12 protein-coding genes are annotated in these 24,934 nt (G+C 41.6%); 6 read left to right on the top strand and 6 right to left on the bottom strand.

Annotated features, from left to right (window positions below; translation table 11 throughout):
• Positions 1–2 precede the first annotated feature (2 nt).
• Positions 3–1,751 (bottom strand): sodium:solute symporter family protein, encoded by a 1,749-nt coding sequence (locus tag SY85_RS22840; RefSeq protein WP_066408158.1) that lies wholly within the window; start codon positions 1,749–1,751, stop codon positions 3–5.
• A 20-nt stretch (positions 1,752–1,771) separates the two neighbouring features.
• Here SY85_RS22840 and SY85_RS25740 point away from each other — a divergent pair, with 20 nt between their 5' ends.
• Entirely contained in the window at positions 1,772–2,014 is a 243-nt protein-coding gene (locus tag SY85_RS25740; protein ID WP_066408157.1) for a hypothetical protein, read from the top strand.
• A gap of 16 nt (positions 2,015–2,030) precedes the next feature.
• On the opposite strand, the gene SY85_RS22830 is transcribed toward SY85_RS25740, so the two are convergent.
• The 3 genes from SY85_RS22830 to SY85_RS22820 all read right to left on the bottom strand — a co-directional run bounded on the left by SY85_RS22830 (position 2,031) and on the right by SY85_RS22820 (position 10,188).
• On the bottom strand, positions 2,031–4,520 hold the full coding sequence (locus SY85_RS22830; protein WP_066408155.1) for a PIG-L family deacetylase: 2,490 nt from the start codon (positions 4,518–4,520) through the stop codon (positions 2,031–2,033).
• An 83-nt stretch (positions 4,521–4,603) separates the two neighbouring features.
• Positions 4,604–7,129, bottom strand: a complete 2,526-nt coding sequence (locus SY85_RS22825) for a M14 metallopeptidase family protein (RefSeq protein WP_066408154.1) — start codon at positions 7,127–7,129, stop codon at positions 4,604–4,606.
• Between the two features lie 218 nt (positions 7,130–7,347).
• A complete protein-coding gene (locus SY85_RS22820) occupies positions 7,348–10,188 on the bottom strand; it encodes a TonB-dependent receptor (RefSeq protein ID WP_066408152.1) in 2,841 nt (946 codons plus the stop codon).
• Positions 10,189–10,362: 174 nt separating this feature from the next.
• Here SY85_RS22820 and ggt point away from each other — a divergent pair, with 174 nt between their 5' ends.
• The 4 genes from ggt (at position 10,363) to SY85_RS22800 (ending at position 14,385) form a co-directional block, all read left to right on the top strand.
• Complete coding sequence (gene ggt / locus SY85_RS22815; protein WP_066408150.1) at positions 10,363–12,078, top strand: gamma-glutamyltransferase; 1,716 nt, start codon at positions 10,363–10,365, stop codon at positions 12,076–12,078.
• 16 nt (positions 12,079–12,094) lie between these two features.
• Positions 12,095–12,607 carry a DUF1572 family protein gene (locus SY85_RS22810; protein ID WP_066408148.1) on the top strand — a complete coding sequence of 171 codons (513 nt, stop codon included), beginning with the start codon at positions 12,095–12,097 and terminating at the stop codon, positions 12,605–12,607.
• Positions 12,608–12,656: 49 nt separating this feature from the next.
• The gene (locus SY85_RS22805; protein ID WP_066408145.1) at positions 12,657–13,343 is read left to right on the top strand and encodes a porin family protein; all 687 of its coding nucleotides are present in this window, start codon (positions 12,657–12,659) and stop codon (positions 13,341–13,343) included.
• Between the two features lie 193 nt (positions 13,344–13,536).
• A complete protein-coding gene (locus SY85_RS22800; RefSeq protein ID WP_066408143.1) occupies positions 13,537–14,385 on the top strand; it encodes an alpha/beta hydrolase in 849 nt (282 codons plus the stop codon).
• A gap of 103 nt (positions 14,386–14,488) precedes the next feature.
• Here SY85_RS22800 and SY85_RS22795 read toward each other — a convergent pair whose 3' ends face one another.
• Positions 14,489–17,800: a TonB-dependent receptor gene (locus SY85_RS22795; RefSeq protein WP_066408141.1), complete on the bottom strand. Its 3,312-nt coding sequence runs from the start codon at positions 17,798–17,800 to the stop codon at positions 14,489–14,491.
• Positions 17,801–17,975: 175 nt separating this feature from the next.
• Here SY85_RS22795 and SY85_RS22790 point away from each other — a divergent pair, with 175 nt between their 5' ends.
• A complete protein-coding gene (locus SY85_RS22790) occupies positions 17,976–19,175 on the top strand; it encodes a bifunctional 3,4-dihydroxy-2-butanone-4-phosphate synthase/GTP cyclohydrolase II (protein ID WP_066410085.1) in 1,200 nt (399 codons plus the stop codon).
• Positions 19,176–19,286: 111 nt separating this feature from the next.
• On the opposite strand, the gene SY85_RS22785 is transcribed toward SY85_RS22790, so the two are convergent.
• A complete protein-coding gene (locus SY85_RS22785) occupies positions 19,287–24,047 on the bottom strand; it encodes a translocation/assembly module TamB domain-containing protein (RefSeq protein WP_148661265.1) in 4,761 nt (1,586 codons plus the stop codon).
• Between the last annotated feature and the right edge of the window lie 887 nt (positions 24,048–24,934).

Genomic DNA, 24,934 nt, shown 5'->3' with positions numbered 1-24,934 from the left:
CTTTAAAATTGATAGGCCGGTTCACTGGTTTCTTTCTTGACAAAACCTTGTATGGTCAAACTTAAAAGAATGACGGCAAAGGCGCCAATTACATTCATCCACAGGAAGCTTATATCGGGCAAGAAAGAAAGCCCAGCAATCTTTTCGTTGAAGAACAAAGTAATAACAAGCACTTCTGCAATAACTGCCGACCAGAATACTGCGGTTCCCGAAATACGCTTTAAATAAAAGGCTACTAAAAAGATACCTAATATTACACCGTAGAACAATGATCCCAAAACGTTTACGGCTTCAATCAAGCTCTGTCCCAGTTGGTTGGCAAACTGCGCTACAAGAATGCAAAATAAGCCCCACCCTAACGTGTACCATTTAGACATGCGGTATTCAGCCGTACTATCTACCTCCTTTGAAAATCGCTTATGAAAGTCAATAAAGGTGCTAGCTGCCAGAGAATTCAATGCCGCAGCAATAGACCCCCATGCCGCTAAAAAGATAATAGCAATTAATAACCCTTTCAGTCCAACGGGTAAATACTCTTTTACAAAGGAAAGAAACACATAGTTTGTATCATTTGTATCCTTAGAACTAACGTTACGACTGATTTGTTTGAATTGAGCCCTATACTTTTCAGCTTCAGTGTTCAATGTTTTTAACTCCTTACTATAGCGTTCTTCGGCTTCAGGCTGATCAGCTTTAACAGCTGCAGCAAATTGCAAAGCCACTTGCTGTTTTTGACCGTTTATAGAATCGTACTGATGTTGCAATTCTTGTACAGTACCCTTATATATTGAGTTATTTGCATCCTGAACCAAACTAGAATTGAAAGACAGCGGCGTAGCCTGAAACTGGTAAAAGGCAAAAACCAACACACCGATTAATAAAATAAAAAACTGCATCGGGATCTTTATCAGCCCATTCATCAACAAACCTAAGCGGCTTTCCGTGTTATTCTGTGCTGTTAAGAAGCGCCCTACCTGCGATTGGTCGGTACCGAAATAAGATAACGCCAGGAAAAAGCCACCAATTACACCGCTCCAGATATTGTACCGATCATTCCAGTCAAAGCCCTTTTCTGTAGTACCCGATGTAATTACATTTAGCTTTCCTAGTTTACCCCCAATATGTAAGGCATCTGTAAAACCAATATTATCTGGCAAGAGCTTTACCACCATGTACCCGGCCATGAACATGGCGGCAAAAATGATGACCAATTGAATTTGCTGTGTATAAGCTACGGCTTTTGAGCCGCCTGCTACTGTATAAATAATTAATAAGCCCCCCATGAGGATATTTGTCCAAAATATATCCCAACCAAAGAGAGATGATAAAATGATGGAAGGCGCATAGATGCTAATACCCGTTGAAACACCTCGTTGCAAAAGAAAAAGAAAAGAAGTTAGCGAACGGGTTTTTGAATCGAACCGTTTTTCTAAAAACTCATAGGCCGTGAAGACCTTCAGTTTATTAAAAAGTGGAACGAAGGTGATACAGATGACTACCATTGCCAATGGCAAGCCAAAATAATATTGCACGAAACGCATCCCATCGGCATACGCTTGTCCTGGTCCCGACAGGAAGGTAATAGCGCTGGCTTGTGTACCCATAATGCTTAGCAGCACCAGGTACCAGGGCAGGCTACGGTTTGATAAGAAATAACCTTCCAGATTTTTAGAAGTGCGACTTTTATATAAGCCGTATAATATGATACCTGCCAGTGTAACAATAATAACTAGCCAATCGATATTGCTCATGAAAAGTAGTTAGTAAAAAAATGGAAGAATACGATCAACGCAACCAGGAACACAATGACAAATACATACCACTGCGTCCAGGTTCGAAAGAGCGGAACTTTATTGTTATTATTTTCCATGATCAACGTTTACGCAATAATCCCGATGCCAGTAACCCTATTGCTAATCCTATCAATAAACCTACATGCACCCTTTTTATAAGAAAACCTATTGCTAATCCTAATAGTATGACAAATGCAAAAGCAATATTTCCACGTTTCTGATCCGGCTGTTGCTGCATTAAATTTCCTTTTTCTGATTTAGGGCAATAAGATTAGCCAACAAGCGATAGGCACCCGGCACTCCTGCTGGTAACTGCCTGAAAAACACTAACCCTGTGTATGTAAAATAGCCTTTACCGTATTTTGCAATGATCAGGCTATTGGCATCCGCCTGTTCGCCAGGGTCACTCATACTAATTACAGTCTCAAAATTTTTGTCTACGTCAGTTGCGTGATAGATACTTCGCTCCTGCACCCAGCCATTAAAATCTTTGCTTGTAATCTTATTAGGGAAATTCAGCACCTGGTGGCCTGGGTTTACAAAATTCACTACCGCATTTTCATCGGTTATACGATTACGACTGATATTAAAATTATAAGGCCCGATCTTAGCTCTTACTGGGCCTATTTGATTACTTGTATTGTATTGAGCAATCAGGTTACCGCCTTCTTCCACATACTTCATGAGTTTGTCATAATGCTTATTCAGCCAGTCATTTGTGTTGTACGCTCTAACACCTGCTATAATAGCATCATATTGTTTTAGATTATTACGGGCCAATTCTTTATTAGTTAAAAGCACTACTTCATATCCCATTTCTTCCAAGGCTTCTGGTACATGGTCTCCAGCACCTACGATGTAACCTATGCGTTTCCCTTTTGTTTTCAAATCCAGCTTTACCAACTTTATGGCATCTGTATAGAAGCGACTGATATTGGGTATATGATCATACCGTATAGTAGACAACCCTAAATAATAGCTAGAAGTATCATTGTCAAGCGTAACAAATGGCAGTGCAAAATCTTCTTCACTTGATGCAGGCACAACAGTTGGCTTAATGGAAACATCCACCGGACGAGCAGTTCCCTTTGCTATTGCAGCACTACCATCTTTAATGTTAATAGCATCTGTACTGGTACGCAATAAGATATTGGCCGATTTATATTGTATGTTTTTGTTGGCCCCTACTTCAACAGTAACCTGCTTACTTTCCTCTTCACCCTTTTTAAATAAAACCAGTGGCGGTTGCGTATGAATACTTACAGCAGGTACTACTGTTACAGGTTGATATAATTCACCTTTCACAGGATCCGTATACTTATAACGTACCGGCTTTGTAATGGCCAATGGTAGTCCATCAATAACAAGATTATACGTTGCTGTAAATGCGGGTTCAATATCCGGCTTTCCTATTAACTCCTGCTCATTTACTGTAAAATAACCCTCTTGCATCTTGTCGCGCAGCCAGTAAGGCTGTGTAACTTTTATTGAAGCAGGAATAAACATGGTTTTATTTATGACCACATTTTTATTCTTAGAGAGCTCTGAATTTAAAACCGTATCAAATGCGTTAACAGTTAGGGATGTCAATTCCACTGTTGACCCTAAGCGATTATTTAAAGTGGTGGTAAAACGTAAGCTATCATTTTGTACAGCAAACTGAGTATTAGTAACTGTTTCTAGCCATAAACCACTTGCATCTACTATTAACTGTTGTGTTTCTTTTAGCTTCTGCGATCTCCAATAAGATGCAGGTAATTTTTCAAGCGCCTTATATACTTGTATTAACTGAGGTATTGATTTTTGTGGTTGCATAAAGTCAAACGACGCTAGTGCAGACTGAACGATTTGCTGCACCCCTCCTCCGCCTTTTATGCGTTGCCACGATGTAGTTACATCCTCAAATAAATCGGTTGATACCGCGGTTCCACCCGTGGGTTTAAAATATTCCATGGCCTCTCCCCTTGTTCGTGCTGCTCCAAAACCCTGGCTTTTGTGTTGGCTTCTGCTTTCAGCTGCAATCTCGCCATAGCTTTTACCAATAATCGGGTTAAAGCCGCCTACATCAAACTTGAACTGGTCTTCACTTTGTGTATTTCCACTACCGAAATTGAACGTATTCCAAAGTATACGCTTTGCCTGCCAAGGTTGTACCCATTTAAGTTGTTCAGGAAATCGTTTAGGATCAGCAGCTGCTGTAAAAGCTTCGTTTGCCAGGATCGCAGAAGCCGTATGATGTCCATGCCCACCTTCTCCAGTTGTAGGAAAACGAGTAATAATAACATCAGGTTGAAATTGGCGGATCACCCAAACCACATCGGATAAGATCTTGTCTTTATCCCATTTGGTGAACGTTTCTTCTGGATTCTTTGAGAAGCCAAAATCGTAAGCACGTGTGAAAAATTGTTCGGCACCATCAATTTTCCGGGCTGCCAATAATTCCTGTGTACGAATCAGTCCTAAGTCTACGCCTTGCTCGTCACCAATCAGATTCTGTCCTCCATCACCACGAGTTAAAGATAAATAACCGGTACGGTATAGCCGATCTTTAGAGAAATAGGTAAGCAACCGGGTATTTTCATCGTCGGGGTGTGCTGCTATATATAAAACACTGCCCAATACGTTCAGCTTCCGTAAACCTGCATATATGTCTGCTGATGTAGGAGAAGTTTGCGCGATGCTTTGTAGCGAAACCACGCCGAGTAAAAGAGTAAAAAGTCTTTTCATGCCTTTCTTTTATTGTCTTCCAGCATCAAATAAAATAAAAAGGGTGAAGAAAAACTTCACCCGTTATCATTATTACCATTTTTTTATTGTCCAACTAAGAAAACAGCATTACTAAACATCAACTTACCGTTTTCCCAAAAACTGCGGAACAGTACGTTATCGGCTAAATAAGTAATGGAACCATTGCCAATATCCTGCGTACCGAAAAGTAAGCCATCCTGTAAGCGGTTGGTGAGCTTCGAGCCCACAAAACCAGCTACTTGCTTTTCTTTTTTGATAACGCCAACATTCCAGCCACCTTCTTTGATAAAGTCGTAAATCGCATCGTCTTGCTTTAAAGTATAGTAGTAGTTTGAAAAACCAAAGCCCAACGGATGAGTATTATCCAGCTCTACTCTATAAATAGAGCCTGGGGTAATAGTAGGGATATAATCACGCTCCCTGTTCTCATATTTACGTAACGACTCATAGATATTCTTGGACTCGCTCTCTTCGGGCTTCTTGGATTTGATGGTCCAATCTAATTTAGCTAACTGTCCTACAGCACCTTCCAGCGCTATTACATTTCCCCCATTACTGATCCAGCTTCTAAACTGGTCTGTCATTGCTTTATCACTTAAAAAACGATAATTACCATCAGGCATTACAACCAGGTCGTAACGGCTCCAATTGACTCTGCCAAAATCAGCAACGTTGATTAGCGTTACCGGATAGTTTATCACATTATCAAAGTAGTTCCATACTTCCCCGGCCCCTAATGAGCTAATGCCTTCACCCGTTAAAACAGCTATGCGGCGTGCTTTCATTGGATGCACTTTTGAACTACCTAAATCAAAGCCTGCTTCTACGAAACCGCCGCTTATAGAAGCCAACGTTACACCGTTTTCATTAGCCAGCTTCCGCACGTCATTCCACAAATCGGGACGGCTTTGATTGCTTGTGCGAAGTACAATGATAGCACCTCTATCAAATTGCTGACCACCTACTTTAAACGGTTGTTCGCTGTATCGAAGTTTAATTCCTTTTTGAAGCAATTGACCAACCAGTTTTACACTTTGCATTCCTATCCAAGGAATAACATAGCCGTATGTGCTTGCTGACGGATTGTTTATAGTAGCAGGAGTATAAGTGCTGGTCGGGTTTCCTGCATTTGAAATAGATTGACGACTAGCATATGTTTTTACACCATACACATATGGTAGGGCCCATGCCGTAATATCATAGGTTACAGAGTCCACTACCTGTGTTTGCGGTTCAAACAACACTTTTACCATGGTACCCTTGGGCTGAGCGCCCGGAATAACGATATCATCTGCGGTTATAGAAAAGTTCTCTTCTTTACCCGTGTCATAGTTAAAACCTTTGGCGTTGCCAGAGCGCCCTTTGGTAAAACGAATATCATTTTTAGAAAGCAATTGTAATAACGAATTAATCCGTTGCTCGTCTTTTTGCGAGTATTTGATTACATAAGACTTGTATTCGCCTATACCATTATTAGCCGCATTGCGGTAAAACGTTTGAAATTCATCTACCAGTTTAGTAGCATTTTTTGAAGCTACTTCTATTGTGCTTAACCCGGTGGTATAATGATGGGTAGCTCTATCCATCAAGGTTAAGGTATCACCTTCATCCGTAATCGCTGCCAAGCCGCCAGCTGGACCTCCACCCTGCTCATACGTCATACCAATGGAGCCATTATAGGTAGGATAGGTATCTCCATAAGAAGGATAAAGTAAATCAAACACTTCCTTTGTAAAGTATAACCATCCATTCTCATCAAAATAACGGGCGTGGTTTGTACCAATAGCACGTTGAAAATCGCGCTGCCAAGTTGTAATCACTTCGTGATATGGTTGGGCGGCGGGCGCAAAGTAATAAGGCTGGTTTACGCCTTGCTCATGGAAATCAACATGTACTTCAGGCAGCCATTGATTAAACAGTTTAAGACGCTGCTGTGATTCCACCTGTGTTTGCCAGGCCCAATCGCGATTCAGATCAAAATTATAATGGTTACTTCTACCGCCTGGCCATGGCTCCCGATGCTCTCTTGCTTCTAACGAAGGATTGTTTTGTTTTCCAACAACTGAGTTAAACCAGTTTACATAACGGTCTCGGCCATCTGGATTTAAACAGGGATCCATAATCACCAAGGTGTTCTGTAGCCATTGTTTGGTCTTTGTATTTGCGGGGTCTACTAACGAATACAATGTAAGCATTCCCGCTTCTGATGAAGAGGCTTCGTTACCATGTACGTTATAACTTAACCACACTATAGCGGGTGCATTTGCAACATTTCCTGATGTGCCCGTTTCTTGCGCCAAAGCCAGGTTATTTGTACGAATGGCTTCCAGGTTATTGATGTTAGTGGCTGATGATACGAATACCACTAACAAAGGACGACCTTCGTTTGTTTGTCCATATGATTGCAGCTTGACCATATTCGGAACAGTGGCAGCTACATGTTTATAGTATTCAACTATACGCCAATGAGGTGTATAACGGGTACCAATCTTATATCCAAGAAATTGTTCCGGTGTCTGCAGTTGCCCAAAGCTTATCTTAAAAATAAAGAGGGTAAGAGAAAGTAATACGGAGAGCTTTCTATGCATACGAGTTAATTAAAAGAGCAATTTAAGCAACGAACAAATCACAACAATAAAAAACCCTGTTCTTAGCAAGCTAAGAAACAGGGTCGTTGCCATCAGAAGGTTTAGGTTAATCGACTACATAGCAACAGTTCATTAGTATATGAAAGTAAAACAATACCGTTTACCGATGTACGTAAAGATATTAATTTGCAGTGTTCAAATAATTCACAGAACAGGGTTTACTTGGTCGGTAATGAAAGTCGCAACCTGGCAAAATAATAAGCACCATTAAAACCCATTTGCTGTACTCTTCGGCTATATATAAACCGACCCAGGCTAACATTACCAGAATGCGTATGTTTATCCTGGTAGACATTAAACAGGTTATTAGCACCAATTGTAAAACCTAAATAGCTGGTAATGTCGTAAGATAAAGAAAGGTCGGTGACTGTTTTTTCTGAAAACGTCTGGTCTAAGGTTTCTCGTTGCCCTGTAAATGCATTAATAGGAAACTTATGTGCGCTATCTGGGTTAATTGTAGGATCCAAATATTCCACTTTGCCAAAACGAACAAACCGTAACATAGCGCCCAACTTATTGTATTTGTAATTAAACATGAGGCTAAATTTATTTTTAGGATTGGCCACCTCAATACGGCTTTGATCTTCCCGGTTGAAATAATTACCTATTTGGCCGCTATTGATCAGGATGTCGGTTGCATGTATAATGGGTTTCCCATCTGGTCCTTTTTTGACTTCATTATCAATAAATGTAGCCGCAAAAACAGTACGCAACGCATGTTTTCTAGCAATGCTGGTATTATAGGTCAGTACTGCTTCTAAACCTTTGGATCGAGTGTCTATGGCATTGGTAAAGAAATTTGCAGCACCCGCCCCTGCTTTATCCAATTCCGCTTGCAATAATGGATCGTTACCACCTGTGAAATTGTTGGTAAGCACAATGCGGTTATCAATATTGATCTGGTATGCATCAACCGTTAGCTCGAATCCGGTAAATGGCCGTGTGGTTAAGCCAACTGAATAGTTCTGACTTGTTTCTTCCTTTAGTTCAGGAATACCTAGAATTTTGGCAGCTTCACTTTCATTAGTAAATGTTCCACTCTCAACAGGCACTAATGTTCCTCCCTGTGACACAAACAGCGTGTTGGTTTTGGCATAGAACCGCTGTTGCATAGAAGGCGCTCTAAAGCCAGAACTAGTAGAAGCCCGCAAATTAAACTGCTCACTGAATTTATAACGGGCTGCTAATTTGTAATTCAATGTAGAACCAAAATCGCTATAGTCCTCAAACCGCAAGGCACCCGTAAGCAGAAATTTATTGGTAAAATCCTGCTCTAAATCTAAATAAACAGCTTTTGCGTTTCTTGTTTTGTCATCCCCTATTGAATTGACAAAGCCAGCAAACACCTGTGCGCCAGCTACTGCTTTGGAACTCACATCATAATTTTTATAGGAAGCCTCTTCCCCACTGTTGATCCCAAAGGCGTCTATGCGGTATTCCAGCCCTGCAGCCACATTCAGCCCAGCTAACACATCGTATTTCTTTGACAGATCAAGATTTGCAGTGTTCTGCCAGAATTTAAGACCACCGGCATCAAACTTTGTTTGTTTATTGCCTGGTATGGCAAACTGTGTATAGTTTACTGAATTGTCAATTATAAAATTAAAGCGGTTAAGACCAAAAGTATTACTGATATCCATGTTCCATTGCCCTAGCTTGGTACGCACTCCAACAGCTGTAGAGAAATCAGTAATTTCAGAATTGATACGTGGCAAAAATCCATTTGGATATAGGGCAAAGGCTTGGCTAGCATATATAGTAGCATTGGTAGGTATGCCACTTGGATACCGGTAAAAGCCCGCCCCAGTACCATCTTTTCGGGTATATCCTCCAAATAAATAGATCTCGGTTTTACCACTCACCGGATAGGCAAAATTGTAAAAGGCGCCACCGGCATTCATTTTAGAGTTGCCGATACGCATATCAAAAAAATCCCGGTTCAGCCCCCGGGCTGCCATAATGGAATCATCCTTGTTTACACCATTGACGTTTGGATATACAGGTCCTGTATAGGTGCCGGTCCTATTAGTTGGCTCTCGCCGTATATACTCGCCGGTAATATTTAAATATCCTTTACCTAAGGAGAATCCATAGCCAAGCGATCCTTGAAAGGTTTCACCATCCGTCACATGAACGGAAGGATCGTCGGCTTTGTTGGTTAATTTATAAAGAGGAAAGTTTTTGTCATAGCTGGTACTATACATTCCGTAACTAGCATTTGCCTCCAACAGACCTGTTCTTTTCTTCAGCACGATATTTATCACACCGGCGATGGCATCTGAGCCATATTGCGCAGATGCTCCATCTCGCAAAATCTCGATCCTTTCAATGGCTGTGGCTGGAATGGCGCTCATGTCGGTACCAACAGTTCCGCGATTCACCGTACCATTTACATTTACCAAAGCCGATTGATGGCGACGCTTGCCATTTATTAAAACTAATACCTGATCGGGTCCTAAGCCTCTTAATTGACCCGGATCCACATGGTCCGTACCATCGGCAATGGTTTGCCTGGCCGACTGGAAAGAAGGCGCCACAAAATTGATGATCTGGTTCAAGTCCACCTGTCCCACATCATTTACCACTTGCGCAATCGGAATAACGTCAACAGGCACAGGCGTTTCTATCCGTGTTCGTGAAACATTGCGGGATCCCACAACGGTTACCGTACTTAAGTCCCCGGTGTTGACCAATGCTACATCCTGCGTTAAGCCGTTCTGACCAAGGGTAATTTCAATTTCCTGTGTAGAAAAACCTACAAAAGAAGTAGTAAGGGTATATTTTCCAGGGGCTGCAGAAAGTGTATAGGCCCCATTGACATCGGATACCGTACCAATTTTGGTACCTTTTAGTTGAACAGTAGCACCTTGCAATGGCGCTCCTGATGGATCCTTTACTTGTCCGCTTATTCTTGCATGTTGTGCGTAAATACTACTTACGCCCAAAACCAGAAAAAGCAGCATAAACAGGCGGGAAAAAGTTGAGTAGATAGACTTCATAAACCGTTTTTAAATTTAAAAAATCGGGGTTCGGAAGTCCTTCGTGGGGAGATTGGAGTTAGCTCTTGCTGAAATTACCAAAATAAGTCTGTATTTAACATAGGCCTTCCTACAAATATGATTAATGGTAATACAAAACCGATTCATTAACTTGACGCCCAATCAAATAATCATATGCGAGTTGCATCTATCATTTTCCTCACCGGATCTATAATTACAGCTTGTACGTCTCCTAAAAAAAGCAGTCTTGGTCATGTTAACCCTTATCAATACACGATCAATAAAAAGGTAGAAGCAGAAAAGGGAGCCGTAGCCTCTGCACACCCTTTGGCCAGTAAAGTAGGTATTATGATCATGAAACAAGGAGGGAATGCCATAGACGCAGCAATTGCTACTCAGCTTGCTTTGGCTGTTGTATACCCTGCAGCCGGTAATATTGGCGGTGGCGGTTTTTTGGTAGCCCGGCTGGCAGATGGCTCAACCGTAAGTCTGGATTACAGAGAAATGGCGCCTGCGTCAGCCCATCGAGACATGTACTTAGACCCACAAGGCAATGTGATCCCCAATAAAAGCGTAAAAGGACATTTATCCAGTGGTGTTCCAGGCACCATTGCGGGTTTAGTGGAGAGTTTAAAATATGCCAAGTTGCCACTGAAAAAGCTGATCCAGCCTGCGATTGATTTAGCAGAGAAAGGATTTGTTATTTCGGAAAGAGAGGCCCGTTCGCTAAACAGCTTGCAGGAAGAACTCCGGAAATATAATACTACCACAACAGCATTTCAGAAAACAGCTCCATGGGTTACGGGAGACACGCTGATTCAAAAAGATCTAGCGAATACCTTAAAGCGCATAAGAGATAATGGTGCGGCTGGCTTTTATGAAGGAGAGACAGCTCGCCTGATTGTGGATGAAATGAAACGTGGCGGTGGTATAATTGATTATGCCGATCTTAAGAACTACAAAGCAAAATGGCGTACACCACACCAGTTTAACTATAAGGGCTACACCATTGTATCTATGCCAATGCCCAGTAGTGGAGGGGTGCTAATAAACCAAATGTTGAAAATGCTTGAAGAAAAGCCATTGGCATCGTATGGTTTTCTGTCTCCACAAGCCGTACAATTAATGACTGAAGTGGAGCGCAGGGCCTATGCTGACAGAGCTCGTTTTATGGGAGATGCAGACTATTTTAAAGTACCTGTTTCAACACTTGTTAGTGAGTCTTACCTGAAAAATAGAATGCAGGATTATATGCCCGATAAAGCGGGTAGCAGTGAAGCAGTACAACCTGGAGAAATACCTGCTAAAGAAAGCGAAGAAACGACACATCTTAGTGTGATAGATGCAGAAGGTAACGCTGTTTCTATAACTACTACTTTAAATGATTCATATGGCAGTAAAACTGTAGTAGGTGGTGCAGGCTTCTTACTAAATGACGAAATGGATGATTTCAGTGTAAAGCCAGGTGTACCCAATATGTATGGTGCGGTAGGTGGTGAAGCAAACGCCATAGCTCCCGGCAAACGGATGCTCAGCTCAATGACACCAACACTTGTTTTGAAAGATGGTAAACCGTTTTTAGTAGTAGGTACCCCCGGTGGAACTACCATACCTACTTCTGTGTTTCAAACAATTGTAAATGTGATTGATTTTGGATTGAGTACAGAAGATGCCGTAAACAAACCGAAATTCCATCATCAGTGGTTGCCTGACCAGATAGAGATTGAAAAAGGCTTTCCTTATCCTGTGAGAGAAGCCTTACAAAAAATGGGGTATAAACTCAATGAACGAGGAGCCATTGGTCGAACAGAGGTTATTAAAGTCAGAAATGATGGTAAATTTGAAGCCGTAGCGGATAGTCGTGGTGATGATGCTGCAGAAGGTTTTTAAGCCTGACTAACTCTTTATGATTGAACAAGATTATTTAGACAGTTGTATAAAGCGCTTCAAAGAGTGTAAAGCTCTGGGTGATAAAACCTTTGCTCAATTAGATGAAGAACAATTGAATTGGCAGCCTAATGAAGCATCTAACAACATTGCCATGATCATTCAACATTTACATGGCAATATGTTGAGTAGGTGGACCAACTTTTTAACAGAGGATGGGGAAAAACTCTGGCGCAACAGAGATGAGGAGTTTGAACGACATGATCTTTCCAGGGAAAGACTTTTACTTATGTGGGAAGAAGCCTGGCAATTAGTATTAGATACGCTGGCATCTTTAACGACAGATCAACTTACACAGAAAATAGCCATACGCACAGAGTCATTAACAGTAGTTGATGCGATTAATCGCCAACTGGGACACTATAGTTATCATATTGGCCAAATCGTTTTCCTTGGCAAATGGCTCTTAAATAATAACTGGCAAACGCTTTCGATTCCTAAAGGGGATCCAAAGAATTTAATTCTCAATTGACTAAAAAAAACAAATTCTAACCTATATATTTATTAGGTAATCGGTAGCTATGAATAAGATTTTACCCTTAATCACATTTGGTATACTTTATTGTCTTCCTGGATTTTCTCAAAACAAGATTGGTCTTTCAGGTGGTGTTCAATCGACAACGGCATCCTATAAAGTACGCGATAAAAAACAATCAACAGAAGGCAAGGTTGGTGCCCAATTCGCCATTTCTATGAAAGTTCCTTTCGATAACCAGCTCTTTTTCGCCCCTACCATTTCGTATAATCTACGGGGCTTTAAAGTGCAGCTGACAGATTCAGCAGTGATTCCTGGCTACAATGTAGTCAACAACGACCTGACCTTTCATACTATAAATATTGCCCCTCTCTTTCAGATAGACCTATCCAAAGAACCATCACACTTGTTTGTACGTTTTGGGCCCGGTGTTGATGTTGTAGTGAAAGGCAAAGAGGACTTGATATTCAAAGATGGCAAAACGGAAAGCCGGCAAATGAAATTCGGCTCGGAGTACTATAGCCCAATTACTACAAATGCGATACTTCAATTTGGTTATGAAAGCCAAGGCGGCTTTTTCATATTTGGGCATTATGATCATGGACTTGGCAGTGTGAATAACAATGATTTTGGCCCAGATGCCAAGCATCGCGCTTTAGGCCTTTCCCTTGGATTCTATTTTGGCAGAAAAAACCCGAATGTATTTGATACTAGAGCCTTAGATGCTAAATAGATAGCTATAACTAATTTTTTAAAGGGAGTAAAGCGTTCTTTTACTCCCTTTTTTTATTCTAAAAGCTGAATACCCATTTTAGATCTTTTCAGCGTTTACCTGAACCTACAGCTACTAACTATTGCTTATTACAACCTGCGCCCCTACTCATCTTTCACATTTTGCCTTATTGGGAAATAGTATTTTTGAGTATATGCAGTGTAAAGAATTAGCGGCGTTGGTAGTAGAACAAATAACCGTGCCTTCCCAGTTTTTGCAAAGGGATGTGACTATTGATATATACCGGCCTACAACTTTTTCACCTAATGATAAGTTGTCGTTATTGTTAATCAACGACGGGCAGGATCTGCCCAAAATGCCATTTGCTCCTTTATTAAATGAGTTGCTTATCAATGGCGTCATTCATCCTCTTTTTTGTATAGGTATCCATGCAGGAGAAGACCGCCGAATGGAATATGGCACCGCCAAAGTATTAGACTTTATGCAAAGAGGTGCTAAGGCTGAATTACATGCGCAATTTGTGCTGTTTGAATTATTACCACTTTTAAAAGAAACCTATCACTTGCAAGGGAATCTGGATATGGCCTATGCAGGTTTTTCGTTAGGCGGCTTAGCCGCAATAGATATGGTTTGGAATTATCCGCAACTATTTTCAATTGCTGGAGTGTTTTCTGGATCACTTTGGTGGCGGTCTAAAGATCTGGACCAAGGGTATAATGAAGATACAGATCGCATTATGCATCAACAGGTTCGCATGGGTAAGTACCATGCAGGTCAGCGCTTCTATTTCACAACGGGCTCACAAGATGAAACAGCCGATCGGAATAATAATGGGATCATTGATTCAATAGATGATACGCTAGGTCTAATAGAAGAATTGAAAAAGAAGGGCTATACCGATAAAGATATTCACTATATCAATTATGAAGATGGACGGCACGATGTGGAAACATGGGCAAGGGCCCTGCCGGCATTTCTTGAATGGGGATGGGGGAATAAAGCTTCGCGTTTCCCTACTTCTTCGCCAGCAGAAAGTTGCTAAGCATTTTATATCCGATAGTATTCATTTTTACCTCATTAGTTAATAAATAAAAAAGGCTGTCTAAAGACAGCCTTTTTTATTAGAAGTTTGGAATTATATCCTATTAGTTAAAGATATAACGGATACCAAACTGCATGTAATAAGTAGAAGAAAGGTTTGCGTTATCGCGGAACGTTTCTGTTACAGGATTGTTACGATCTACAGCCAAACGGAAAGTTGGTTTTGTAGTACCACCTGGAGTCAGTGATGAAGTATTGGTAACCGTCAACAAAGACGCAGCGTTAGTAGTTTGAGTCTGGCCCCAACGGCTATTCAACAAGTTAGCAGCGTTGAAGATATCCAAGCTAAGCTGAATAGTATTCTTTTTACCACCTAGGTTAGTGAATACATCTTGCAGGATTTTAACATCAAACTGGTTACGCCAAGGCAGTAATGCACCATTACGTTCAGCGTATTGACCTTTACGGCTTTTCAGGTAATCATCTTGTTCGATATACTTAAAGAATAAGTCTGATTGTTCTTGAGCTGTATAGGTTTTAGCAGAAGCACCAGAACCGATAGTAAGAGGTACAAACGTAATCTCGGATGCATTACGTGGAATGTAAAGCAGATCATTGTTTGAACCATCACGATTCAGGTCACTGTTGTAAAGATATGAGAAGCGACCCTGGTGAGCTCCTTCATAGAACAATGAAACGGTTGTACCTAAGTGTTTCAGATACTCCTTACGATAAGAGAAAGAAGCAATAATACGGTTAGGAACAGTATAGCTAGCAACATCTAATGTAGGAATGTTAGCACCGTTTACTGAATTGATCAAGCTCCAAGTATTGTAAGGCTGATCACCATTACCATCATATAGGTTGCCGGCTTGTGTATGTGTATACGCTACTGAAGCGAAGAAAGCACGGTTAAATTGCTTTTCCAATCTAATTGTTGCAGAAGCATAGTAACCTTTATTCTCATTACTTGTAACAATAACATTATAAGCTCCTGTTGCGCCAGCTTGTGGAACGCCACTAGAAGTGATGTTATTAATGAACTTCTGGTTGTTTGCGTCTGGGTAAATTAAACGATTATCTGGGTATCCAGCTACGTTAAGCGGAGCAGGATTTACCAGGTTCACGTTTTTGGAGTACAACACATTGATGTCTTTTGAATAAATCATTTCCAAAGAACCAATGATACCACCAGGCAAACGAGAATCTACAGCTAAGCTAGTCTTCCACTGTTGAGGAAGTGTAAAGTCTTTATCAAAAGTAGTAACCTGACTTGGTATCAATGTACCAGGCTTAGGAACTACATCTGGGCGGTAAGCTCCAATGTTTGGATTGAATGCACCCGGTACTGAAGCTCCTGAATATTGTTGGTTTAATTGCAACATACCAGAGTTACCAGACTGACCTACGATCCATACAAATGGTACGCGACCAGTGAAGATACCTGTACCACCACGAACTTGTAAGGTACGGTTGCCGTATACATCATAGTTAAAACCTACACGAGGAGAAAGCATAACTTTTGGATCAGGCAATTCACCAGTGTTAACTTTTACTCCACCGGCAAATGTTTGTGCAGCTACCAATGGGTTGGTTCTTACTTCAGCTACATCAGGGTATGAATTCAGTTCAGCACGTAAACCTAAGGTTAAACGGAATTTAGGATTCATTGTGATCTCATCCTGAGCATAGGCTGAGTATTGTGCAAACTTAAAGGTTGGGAACGCTTGCTCATAACCTGGCTCAAAAGAGAAAGTTTGGGCAAAGTTTATTGGTTTTGCACCACTCACGAAATCATTCCAAGAAGCAAAACGATAGTAAGACTGTCCTAAAGGTTGGAAACCATTTCTGGTTTTGCTGAATTCAGCTTCCAAACCACCTAATAGGTTGTGTTTACCTAAGTTCAGTGTTACGTTATCTACAGCAGATATCGTTTTTACTTCACGCAGGTTACCCAGAGAAAATGGCTCATATCCAAATGAAGTGAAAGGAGAACCATCTTTTAAGATATCTACGAATGGGAAAATAGTACTGTTTGAACTACGTGGCTCATCTTGATTATTATAAGAAGCACGTAAGATATTAGATAAACGGTTTGTGAATTTAGAACTCAACTCCACCTGGTAAGAATAGAAGTTATTCTCCTGGAAATAGTTAGAATTACTAAAATGCAACGCGTTTATATCAGTACGACCAAAGCCGGTTGAAAAGTTAGGACCTGCACTAGATGAAGACGTACTTACAAATGAAGGGCTTTTACCTTCTACCTGGTTGTAGCGGAAGTTCAAATGATGCTTGTCAGTAATGTTCCAGTCAATACGTCCTAAGATCTTAGTACGATCAGACTCAAAATCATAACCTTGGTAAGGACCAGGATCATAACCATATTTCGTTTTTAAATAATCGGAAATGGCGTCAAGTTCTGTAGCCAATGGACGAGCAATGTTAGAATTGCTACCATAAGAACCAGCACCAGAAGTTGCAGTAGCGGCAAAACGCTGCTGACCAGGCTGAATTGTTTTCTCCGTTTCAAAGTTTAAGAAAAAGAACAATTTGTTCTTGATGATTGGACCACCTACACGAGCACCATATTGTTTGAAGTCCATGCGTTGAACTGGGAACTCAGTTTTACCAGCTTTGTTACCTTGTTGATTCTGATTACGGAAGTAAGTGTAAACAGAGCCATTGAACTGGTTTGTACCAGAGCGGGTAACTGAATTTATAGAAGAACCAATAAAACCGCTTTGACGAATGTCATACGGCGTAACGTTTACAGAGATTTCTTCAATCGCATCCAACGAAATTGGGCTACCATTAGCAGGCAGGTTAGAACCAATACCGAAAGTATTGTTGAAAGCAGAACCATCCACAGTAATAAAGTTCTGGCGAGAGTTACCACCTCCAATCGCATTACCATTAGCTTGAGGAGTTAAACGAGTGAAATCGTTCAAGCTTCTAGTAATAGATGGAAGACGGTTAATCTGTTGAGCGCCAATGTTAGTTACAGAACCTGTACGGTTAGCATTCATAATACCATTACGTCTGCCGGAAGTTGTAACCACCACATTCTCAAGAGTTTGACTGTTTTTAGGCAGTGCAGCATCCAGAAGGAATGTTTGACCTAACTGAAGATAGATGTCATTGTACGTTTGAGACTGTAAGCCCACATAGCTTGCAGTAACTTGGTAAGGACCACCAACCCTCATGTTGTTGATAGTAAATTGTCCAGAAGCCTGGGTTACCGTAGTATAACGGGTACCGGATGGCGTGTGTACGGCAACAATAGTAGCACCAGAAAGTACAGCACCATCACCATCTTTTAGAGTACCACCCATACTACTGGTGGTTACCTGCGCAAATAACACCGGCCCTGTTAAAAAGGCTAATGTTAGCAGAAGCAATAATCTCTTAAGCATAAAAAGTGTTTAAATTTTTGCGCTGCAAAGAAAGGGATTATTTATGGCAGAGATTGCACCAAATATTAACATTCTGTTATTTATTGATCGCGGATTAGCCAGATGTGACGCTCATTTGACTAGTTTAAACGTATTATTCATTTTTAACTACCCTACCTTTGCGCAAATATTCCGTATGCTTAATACAATTGAGAGTGCGATTGAAGACATAAAAAACGGAAAGATTGTCATAGTTGTTGATGATGAAGACCGTGAAAATGAGGGCGATTTTATTACAGCAGCCCGTAATGCCACCCCTGAAGTAATCAATTTCATGAGCAAGCATGGCCGTGGACTTATTTGTGTACCTATGCTGGAAGAGCGCTGTAATGAACTAGGCCTGGAACTCATGGTCAATAATAATACAGCCTTACATGAAACCGCTTTTACCGTTTCGGTAGACCTTTTAGGCCATGGATGTACTACTGGTATTTCTGCTCATGACCGCGCCAAAACCATCCAGGCTTTGATTGACCCCAATACCAATCCAGAAGATTTAGGTAAACCTGGCCATATTTTCCCTTTACGCGCTAAAAAAGGTGGTGTACTGAGAAGGGCCGGCCATACAGAGGCAACTACTGACCTGGCACGATTAGCCGGCTTTGAACCAGCGGGTGTATTGGTAGAGATCTTAAATGAGGATGGCACTATGGCCCGCCTACCCCAACTTTTGGAAGTAGCTGAAAAGTTTGACTTTAAGATCATTTCCATTAAAGACCTGATCGAGTACCGCTTAAAAAGAGATTCCCTGATTGAAGAGATCGTGCGGGTAGATATGCCAACACAATACGGTCACTTTAAATTGATTGCCTTCCAGGAAAAGAATACCAGCAATGAGCACCTGGCGCTTATCAAAGGCGACTGGAAAGAAGACGAGCCTGTAATGGTTAGAGTTCACTCTTCCTGCTTTACCGGCGACATCCTTGGTTCTTTACGTTGCGACTGCGGTGAGCAGCTTCATAAAGCCATGCAACTAGTAGAGCAAGAAGGCAAGGGCGTTATATTATATATGAACCAGGAAGGTAGAGGAATTGGCCTTCTGAATAAATTAAAAGCCTATCGTCTTCAGGAAGAAGGTATGGATACCGTAGAAGCCAATCTGCACTTAGGATTCCAGATGGACCAACGTGACTATGGTGTAGGCGCCCAGATCCTGCGTTATTTGAATATCCACAAGCTTCGCCTGATCTCTAATAACCCCAAAAAACGCGTGGGTCTTATTGGATATGGCCTTGAAATCGTAGACCAAGTGCCTTTGAAAATTGATCCCAATCCACACAACGAACGCTACCTGGAAACGAAGCGTGACAAACTGGGACACGAGATTTTGAAGTAAGGATTTATCCTCTTAAATAGGAAATTCGAAATATCATATTTTATCAATAAAAGAGAAAGGCATCCCGAGGGATGCCTTTCTCTTTATGTCTTCTGTTTCAGTATCAATGACTTATTGACCATTTATAACAGTTGTAGAATCGGAGGCTTTACTGGTTGAATCTTTAACCTTAGCCTTTGGTGTTCCCTTCTTTTTGCCAAACAGAAACTCGCTTAGCGAATTAAACTCTTTTCGATACGAAACCTTTGCACCGGCACGTCGGTCAGGATCACCCGCGGGACCTGAACCTGGGAATAAAGAGGGTGATTGGTTATAGAAAAAAGTAGCCCTGATAGAACCAGACTGGTTAAGCAGCATATTCACGTTTACATCCGGGAAAAGGCGGAACTGCTGGTTTAGGTTAGATTGTCCATATTCACTGATCGGGATATTGAATGTTCCCCCAAACGTAACCTGAATGCGGTCATTCAACGGCACCCCAATACTTACACCAGCATTAGCCTGCAGATTTAAGCCCTTATCCTGGTTTAACAGATCGGGATTATACAAAGAGCCCGTAAAATTGAAGCTCACATCATTGTTACCTAATAATTTAGAAAGCTGCTGGTTTAATAAACGGTTTACGCCACCAAAGAGCAGACCCGACAATGTGCTATAAGCAAATTCATTCAGCGGCTTATAGCCACCGGCGCTGTTTTCATAGGGCGCAAAAGAGTTAAATACGATCAGGTAAGTAACCTGCTTATTGATTTCGTTGGGATTTCGTTCAATCTGTTGAAGACCAAACAGTAAAGAAGGTTCATTAGCAGCCGGGCTATTTTCAGGCACTTCTATTTTAAAAGAAAACGAAGGGCGGAACAGATCGCCGCTCAATTGTGTGATTACATTTACATCACCACGGAAGTTTTGATATCGATCAGATAAGGAAAGACTATTTGCCAACGGTGTAAAGCTCACATTATCAGCTTGATACACCGCATCAAACCGGATTTGCGCCTTATAAGGATCTCCTGTCCACTCAATATAGTTATTAGAGCCAGGGCGTAAAACAAAGGGCTTTTTAAAGAAGGATTGAAACGTAAACAAATAATTCCCGTCCTGTATATCATAACGCCCGCGGATAGAAAGTGGCTCCGATGTACCAGCTTTAATGTTCAGCTCCCCTGTACCACGCCCCTTGATGATATCACCCGTTAGTTCATCCAATATTACCTCTACATTTACCCATGGGTTAGCAGTAAGATTTACTTCGTAAGTAATATTAGAAGACGAGCCTGAAAGTTCCTTCTCTGTCATTTCCTTACCATACTTTCTTTCCACCATAAAATCTGCCTGACCACTTTCACGCGATTTAGAAGGTGGTATGGTAATGTAGGAGCTATCTGTAGTAGAAGGCCTTGCTTCTATATACATGTTCATGTCGTCCTGCGGCCCCCATAGCTTAAAGAAGCCTGTACCTTTAGCACGACCGTAAAACTGCTGATTATCTTTATAGGTAGTATTGAGCAACTCCATCGGACGCCCATCCACTTCTGCTTCAATATCAAACTCCATATTCTGGAAGTTCTTATGAGCTAGGGTTCCCTTTACTGTAGCGGTTTTTCCATCACGGTCTCGGAGTCTTAGAACCCCTAAATCAATAAGGTCTTCCTTCAGCTCTATTTCCGTATCGTCAATCTTATAAAATACCTGCGTGAAGTCCACCTTCAAGCCAGCATCCTTTAATTGAGCCTTACCAACATATTTACGGTTATCCCCCTCTCCTACAATATCCAGGCGGCCTGTAACATACCCTTGCAAGTCAGAGAACAATCCGCCCACAAAACGCTCCAAGATCTTTACTGGATAGTTTATAGGTAAAACAGAAATACGATCCCGATGCTGTTGAGCAGAATCTTTAAAGTCTAAGGCCATATCAAACTGGATCTGGTGATCAGGATCCAGGTTATTACCCTTTCCAGTAAGCAAACCGGTTTTGTTGTTGTAGAACATATCAGCCTCTACCTTCCCTATTGAGTCATTATCAACACGTAGCTGATCCGTTTTAATGTCTGCAATAATATTAAAGCGATCTTGTGGATCTTCAATGGTGACATCGCCCGACAACAGGCCCTCAATGCGGTTACTCTTTACAAAGAATGGCGTGATATCCCCCAAATTGATATTCTGCAGGGTTACATGAATATCATTCCAGCTGCCCACATCGGAAGGCAGCGTAGTGATACGTATTTCCTGATTCGTTTCGTGCAGCACCAATGTGCCTTGAACCACTGAATTACTCCGGAGGTCTAGCTCCCCACCCTGTTCTATATTCCAGGTTTTACCATTTATAACAAAGCTGGATGGATTAAAGGATACTAACACCCCATCGGCAAACGTGCGTACCTGTGCAGATACATCAGCTTTATTAATGGTTTGATTGGCTGTGGTATTAATTACAATATCTGAAATATCATTACGGGCATTGATGGTGAATGAGGTCTGCGGAAAAATTAGACTGTCATTGATTATCGCATTGGTAACCGATCCGTTAAGTGATAATCGGTCTAGATCTCCATCCCCATTTAACACCACGTCAGAAAAACTATAATGATCATAACTAAACACTGGGACCGTAGCATCCAGTTTAAACAAGTTGCTGGCTACATTCAGCGATCCTTCTACCTTACTATTATTAAAACCACTCAGTCGCTTGTCAAAGAGTTTTATATAATCCTCTATCACTCCTGTTTCAATCTTAAACGTAAAATCCTGATTGGGCAGCACTTTTTTCGGCTTCTTAATATAGGCAGGATAATAACGGTTTAAGAAAAGCATGAAGGCATCGGGCAAGGTCTCCAGGTCGAACTTACCTTCAATTACAGCATCAAGTTCATTGGAGCGCGCCCGCAGTGTACGGTTGCCATCGGCATAGGTAGATGATATATATAAGGAGTCGAAAGATAAACGCTGGCCATTATGCAGCAAGGTAGCTTCACTAATGTTGGCTTTTCCTAACAGGCTGCCTATATCTTTTCCCGACATATCCACATCAAAACGACCGCTTAGTTCCAATTCTTCATTGGCCAAGCCTAAGGCCTTCAGGTTGGCTTTTGTTACATCAGCTTTCAGGTTGAAGGAAGGAACAGAAGTACTAAAATCAATCATTCCATTTCCTTTTGCCTGCGCATTTGGATCATTAATGGCAAAGTCTCCGGAAAACGTTTGTTTGAAAAGTCTGCCTTTAGCTGTAATATTTTGATACGTGTAATCCTGTACTTGTATTTTATTGACCGTTCCGTTTACGGTCATGTCTAGTGTCTTCCAGTCAAAGCCCTTTCCTTTTACATCGCCTTTAAAAGCAACGATACCCAAGTCAGTATTATGCAGGAACTGGCCTAATTGAAAACCACTGGTATTTAGGCTACCGGAGTACACTGGTGGTGTACTACCCTGTGGTAATTTCATATTCAGATCGGAAACAACTGTTCCCAAGGCTGTTTGGATAGTACCGTAGGTTACAAAGTCGTTGATAAAGCCGGTATAAGTACCTTGAAAACGGATGGCACCCAACTTGCTAAGATCAGGCGCGCGGATATCGCGTAAAGCAGGGATAAACGTTACTGCATCCGCATAGTTTGTGCGTAATTCATCAGCTTTTACCGTGATCAAGGTTTCATAGATATTCGGAAGGCCCACCAGGCTAAAGTCCCCCTGAAGGGCAGTACTGAAGCCCGCACGTATGTTTACATGTTCACCGCTCAAAGCATCTACCGTTCCTTTGGCCTTACCATCTAACTGAAAAATTTTGTTCCAATCTTTAACTTGTGGAGCAAAATAGGCTATATCATCGGAGGCCACTGAGGCGTTCTTAAAGTTGGCGTTCATGGTTACGGCATGAATAAAATCGTTCATGTCGCCAATGTCAGAGAACTTCATGGCGAAGTAATCGCCTATTACACTGCGGTTTGTTTTTATAAAGAGATCGTTGAACTCCATCAGCTGCGGGTGAAAACGCAGGTTGGCCTGTAAACGTTCAACGGTGAAGCCACTACGCTCTTTTGTTGATAGATTCGCGGTAGCACGCAATGTGTCCTTAACAAAGCGAAAATCATTTATTGTACCGGTAATGGCTCCAAAGTTCAGGTGTTCGCCATCGAAATAAGACCAGCTTGGCGTAAGCGAGTCGCGGTCATTGCGATAGGTACCATTCTTTATAGAAATGGACTTTACCAGCATATTCCAGTTATCCGGGTTCCATTGGAGAGAAGTATCTCGCACTACAGTCTTTCCCTCATCGGTAACAGCTATAGCGGTGGACTTTGGCTTACGTCCCTTATACAGGTATTGATGAAAATAGGGTTGATCAAGCGTCAGCTGGTTGGCATCCACCAGTTTACGGGTAATGCTAATGGTATTGGCATCTAGGTTTAGCGCTCCCAGCTTTATATAGAAATCCTGCCCCACCCATGCATCTTTCTGCACAATGGAGACGTTGTACATCTCCACTTGCTTAAGGTTGAATTCAATACCAGCCTTCTTTTGGGTGCCTCCGCCGCCTCCGGCCATATATTTATCCAGGAACTGGTAGTTCCATACAGAATCGGTCCGCTGCAGTTTGATAACAGCATTTTCCAGGCCTATGTATTTTAAGTCAGCCTGTTCTTTTAAGAAAAACCAGTCGGTAATATTAACTTGAACGGTGCCAGCATAGAGGAGGGTGTCTTTATTCTGGTCTTCCACCAGCACCCCTTTCAGGTTCATTCTATTGAAGAAGCCAATGCGCACATGATCAATGTGGACGCGGCTTTGAAGATCTTTAGAGAGGCGGTCAGTAACTTTCCGGGCAAGCCAGTTTTGTCCCCAATCGGTCTGTACGAACGCAAGCGTCAAACATAACAAAATGAGCAGGGATAGAATAATGCCTAAAACTATTTTACTGATCTTCCTCAGGGTAAACGCCGTTTAGCTGTAAAAATAACCATTAGCCTACGTTGGACAAACTTGACAGCGCAAGGTTAAATGAAAAAAATGTGAAATCGGGATAAACGGTAAGGTTTCGCGGAGGCGCAGAGGGGCAAGGAGGCAGGGAAAGTTGGCAGAGGACAGTTGGTAGTTGGCAAGGAGGAAGGAATTGGGGATTGGAAGAAAAGAGGGAAAAGGGTTGACAGGTTAACAAGTTGAAAAGGGTGAAATTGGTAATTAGGGGTGCGGTTTTGTATCTTTGGAACACTTCGCTTGGGCCTGGTTCTAGGGCTCTTATATTGCAATTTTATTAACTATTTCCTTACTGTTTTTAATGCACTTGCCTACTCGGGATACGGGTGAAGGAAGGGCTGTAGTAGGGCCGAGATACGGGTGAGGTACGGGTGAACCTACAGATTACCCACAGGTTAGTAGGGCGTTACTATGACGTTACTATGGCTTTACCCGGAAGCTACCATGAAGGTAGGCTGACGATTCGGTGATGAAGGACCGCGGATGGATGGGATTAGTAGGATTAACAGGATTCGTTGGTTTTTACTGCATGGTTACTTTAGCTGCCGGGATTGTTTTTTGGGTACTAGAGCCCCGCTAAAGATGGGGTGTACCAAAGTTCATGGTGACAGTAAAAGCCTTTACAACTGACGGATGTGATGGCGCATGTAAAATGAAACCAAAAGCCTCTGAAATCTTCAAATCAGAAATTTTGAAATCTTTCTCCTTTTCTCCTTCGCTCTGTGCGAAACCCACTCTCTGCAATTTCTTTTTTGGGAAAGAAATTAATTTGTACTTTAAGC

This window comes from Flavisolibacter tropicus (genome assembly GCF_001644645.1).
GTDB lineage: Bacteria > Bacteroidota > Bacteroidia > Chitinophagales > Chitinophagaceae > Flavisolibacter > Flavisolibacter tropicus.
This window is presented reverse-complemented; position numbering and strand designations above follow the sequence as displayed.

Excerpts from the sequence above, each read along its gene's own strand:
- SY85_RS22840 (WP_066408158.1), bottom strand. The coding sequence starts at position 1,751 with ATGAGCAATATCGATTGGCTAGTTATTATTGTTACACTGGCAGGTATC.
- SY85_RS25740 (WP_066408157.1), top strand. The coding sequence starts at position 1,772 with ATGGAAGAATACGATCAACGCAACCAGGAACACAATGACAAATACATA.
- SY85_RS22830 (WP_066408155.1), bottom strand. The coding sequence starts at position 4,520 with ATGAAAAGACTTTTTACTCTTTTACTCGGCGTGGTTTCGCTACAAAGC.
- SY85_RS22825 (WP_066408154.1), bottom strand. The coding sequence starts at position 7,129 with ATGCATAGAAAGCTCTCCGTATTACTTTCTCTTACCCTCTTTATTTTT.
- SY85_RS22820 (WP_066408152.1), bottom strand. The coding sequence starts at position 10,188 with ATGAAGTCTATCTACTCAACTTTTTCCCGCCTGTTTATGCTGCTTTTT.
- ggt (WP_066408150.1), top strand. The coding sequence starts at position 10,363 with ATGCGAGTTGCATCTATCATTTTCCTCACCGGATCTATAATTACAGCT.
- SY85_RS22810 (WP_066408148.1), top strand. The coding sequence starts at position 12,095 with ATGATTGAACAAGATTATTTAGACAGTTGTATAAAGCGCTTCAAAGAG.
- SY85_RS22805 (WP_066408145.1), top strand. The coding sequence starts at position 12,657 with ATGAATAAGATTTTACCCTTAATCACATTTGGTATACTTTATTGTCTT.
- SY85_RS22800 (WP_066408143.1), top strand. The coding sequence starts at position 13,537 with ATGCAGTGTAAAGAATTAGCGGCGTTGGTAGTAGAACAAATAACCGTG.
- SY85_RS22795 (WP_066408141.1), bottom strand. The coding sequence starts at position 17,800 with ATGCTTAAGAGATTATTGCTTCTGCTAACATTAGCCTTTTTAACAGGG.
- SY85_RS22790 (WP_066410085.1), top strand. The coding sequence starts at position 17,976 with ATGCTTAATACAATTGAGAGTGCGATTGAAGACATAAAAAACGGAAAG.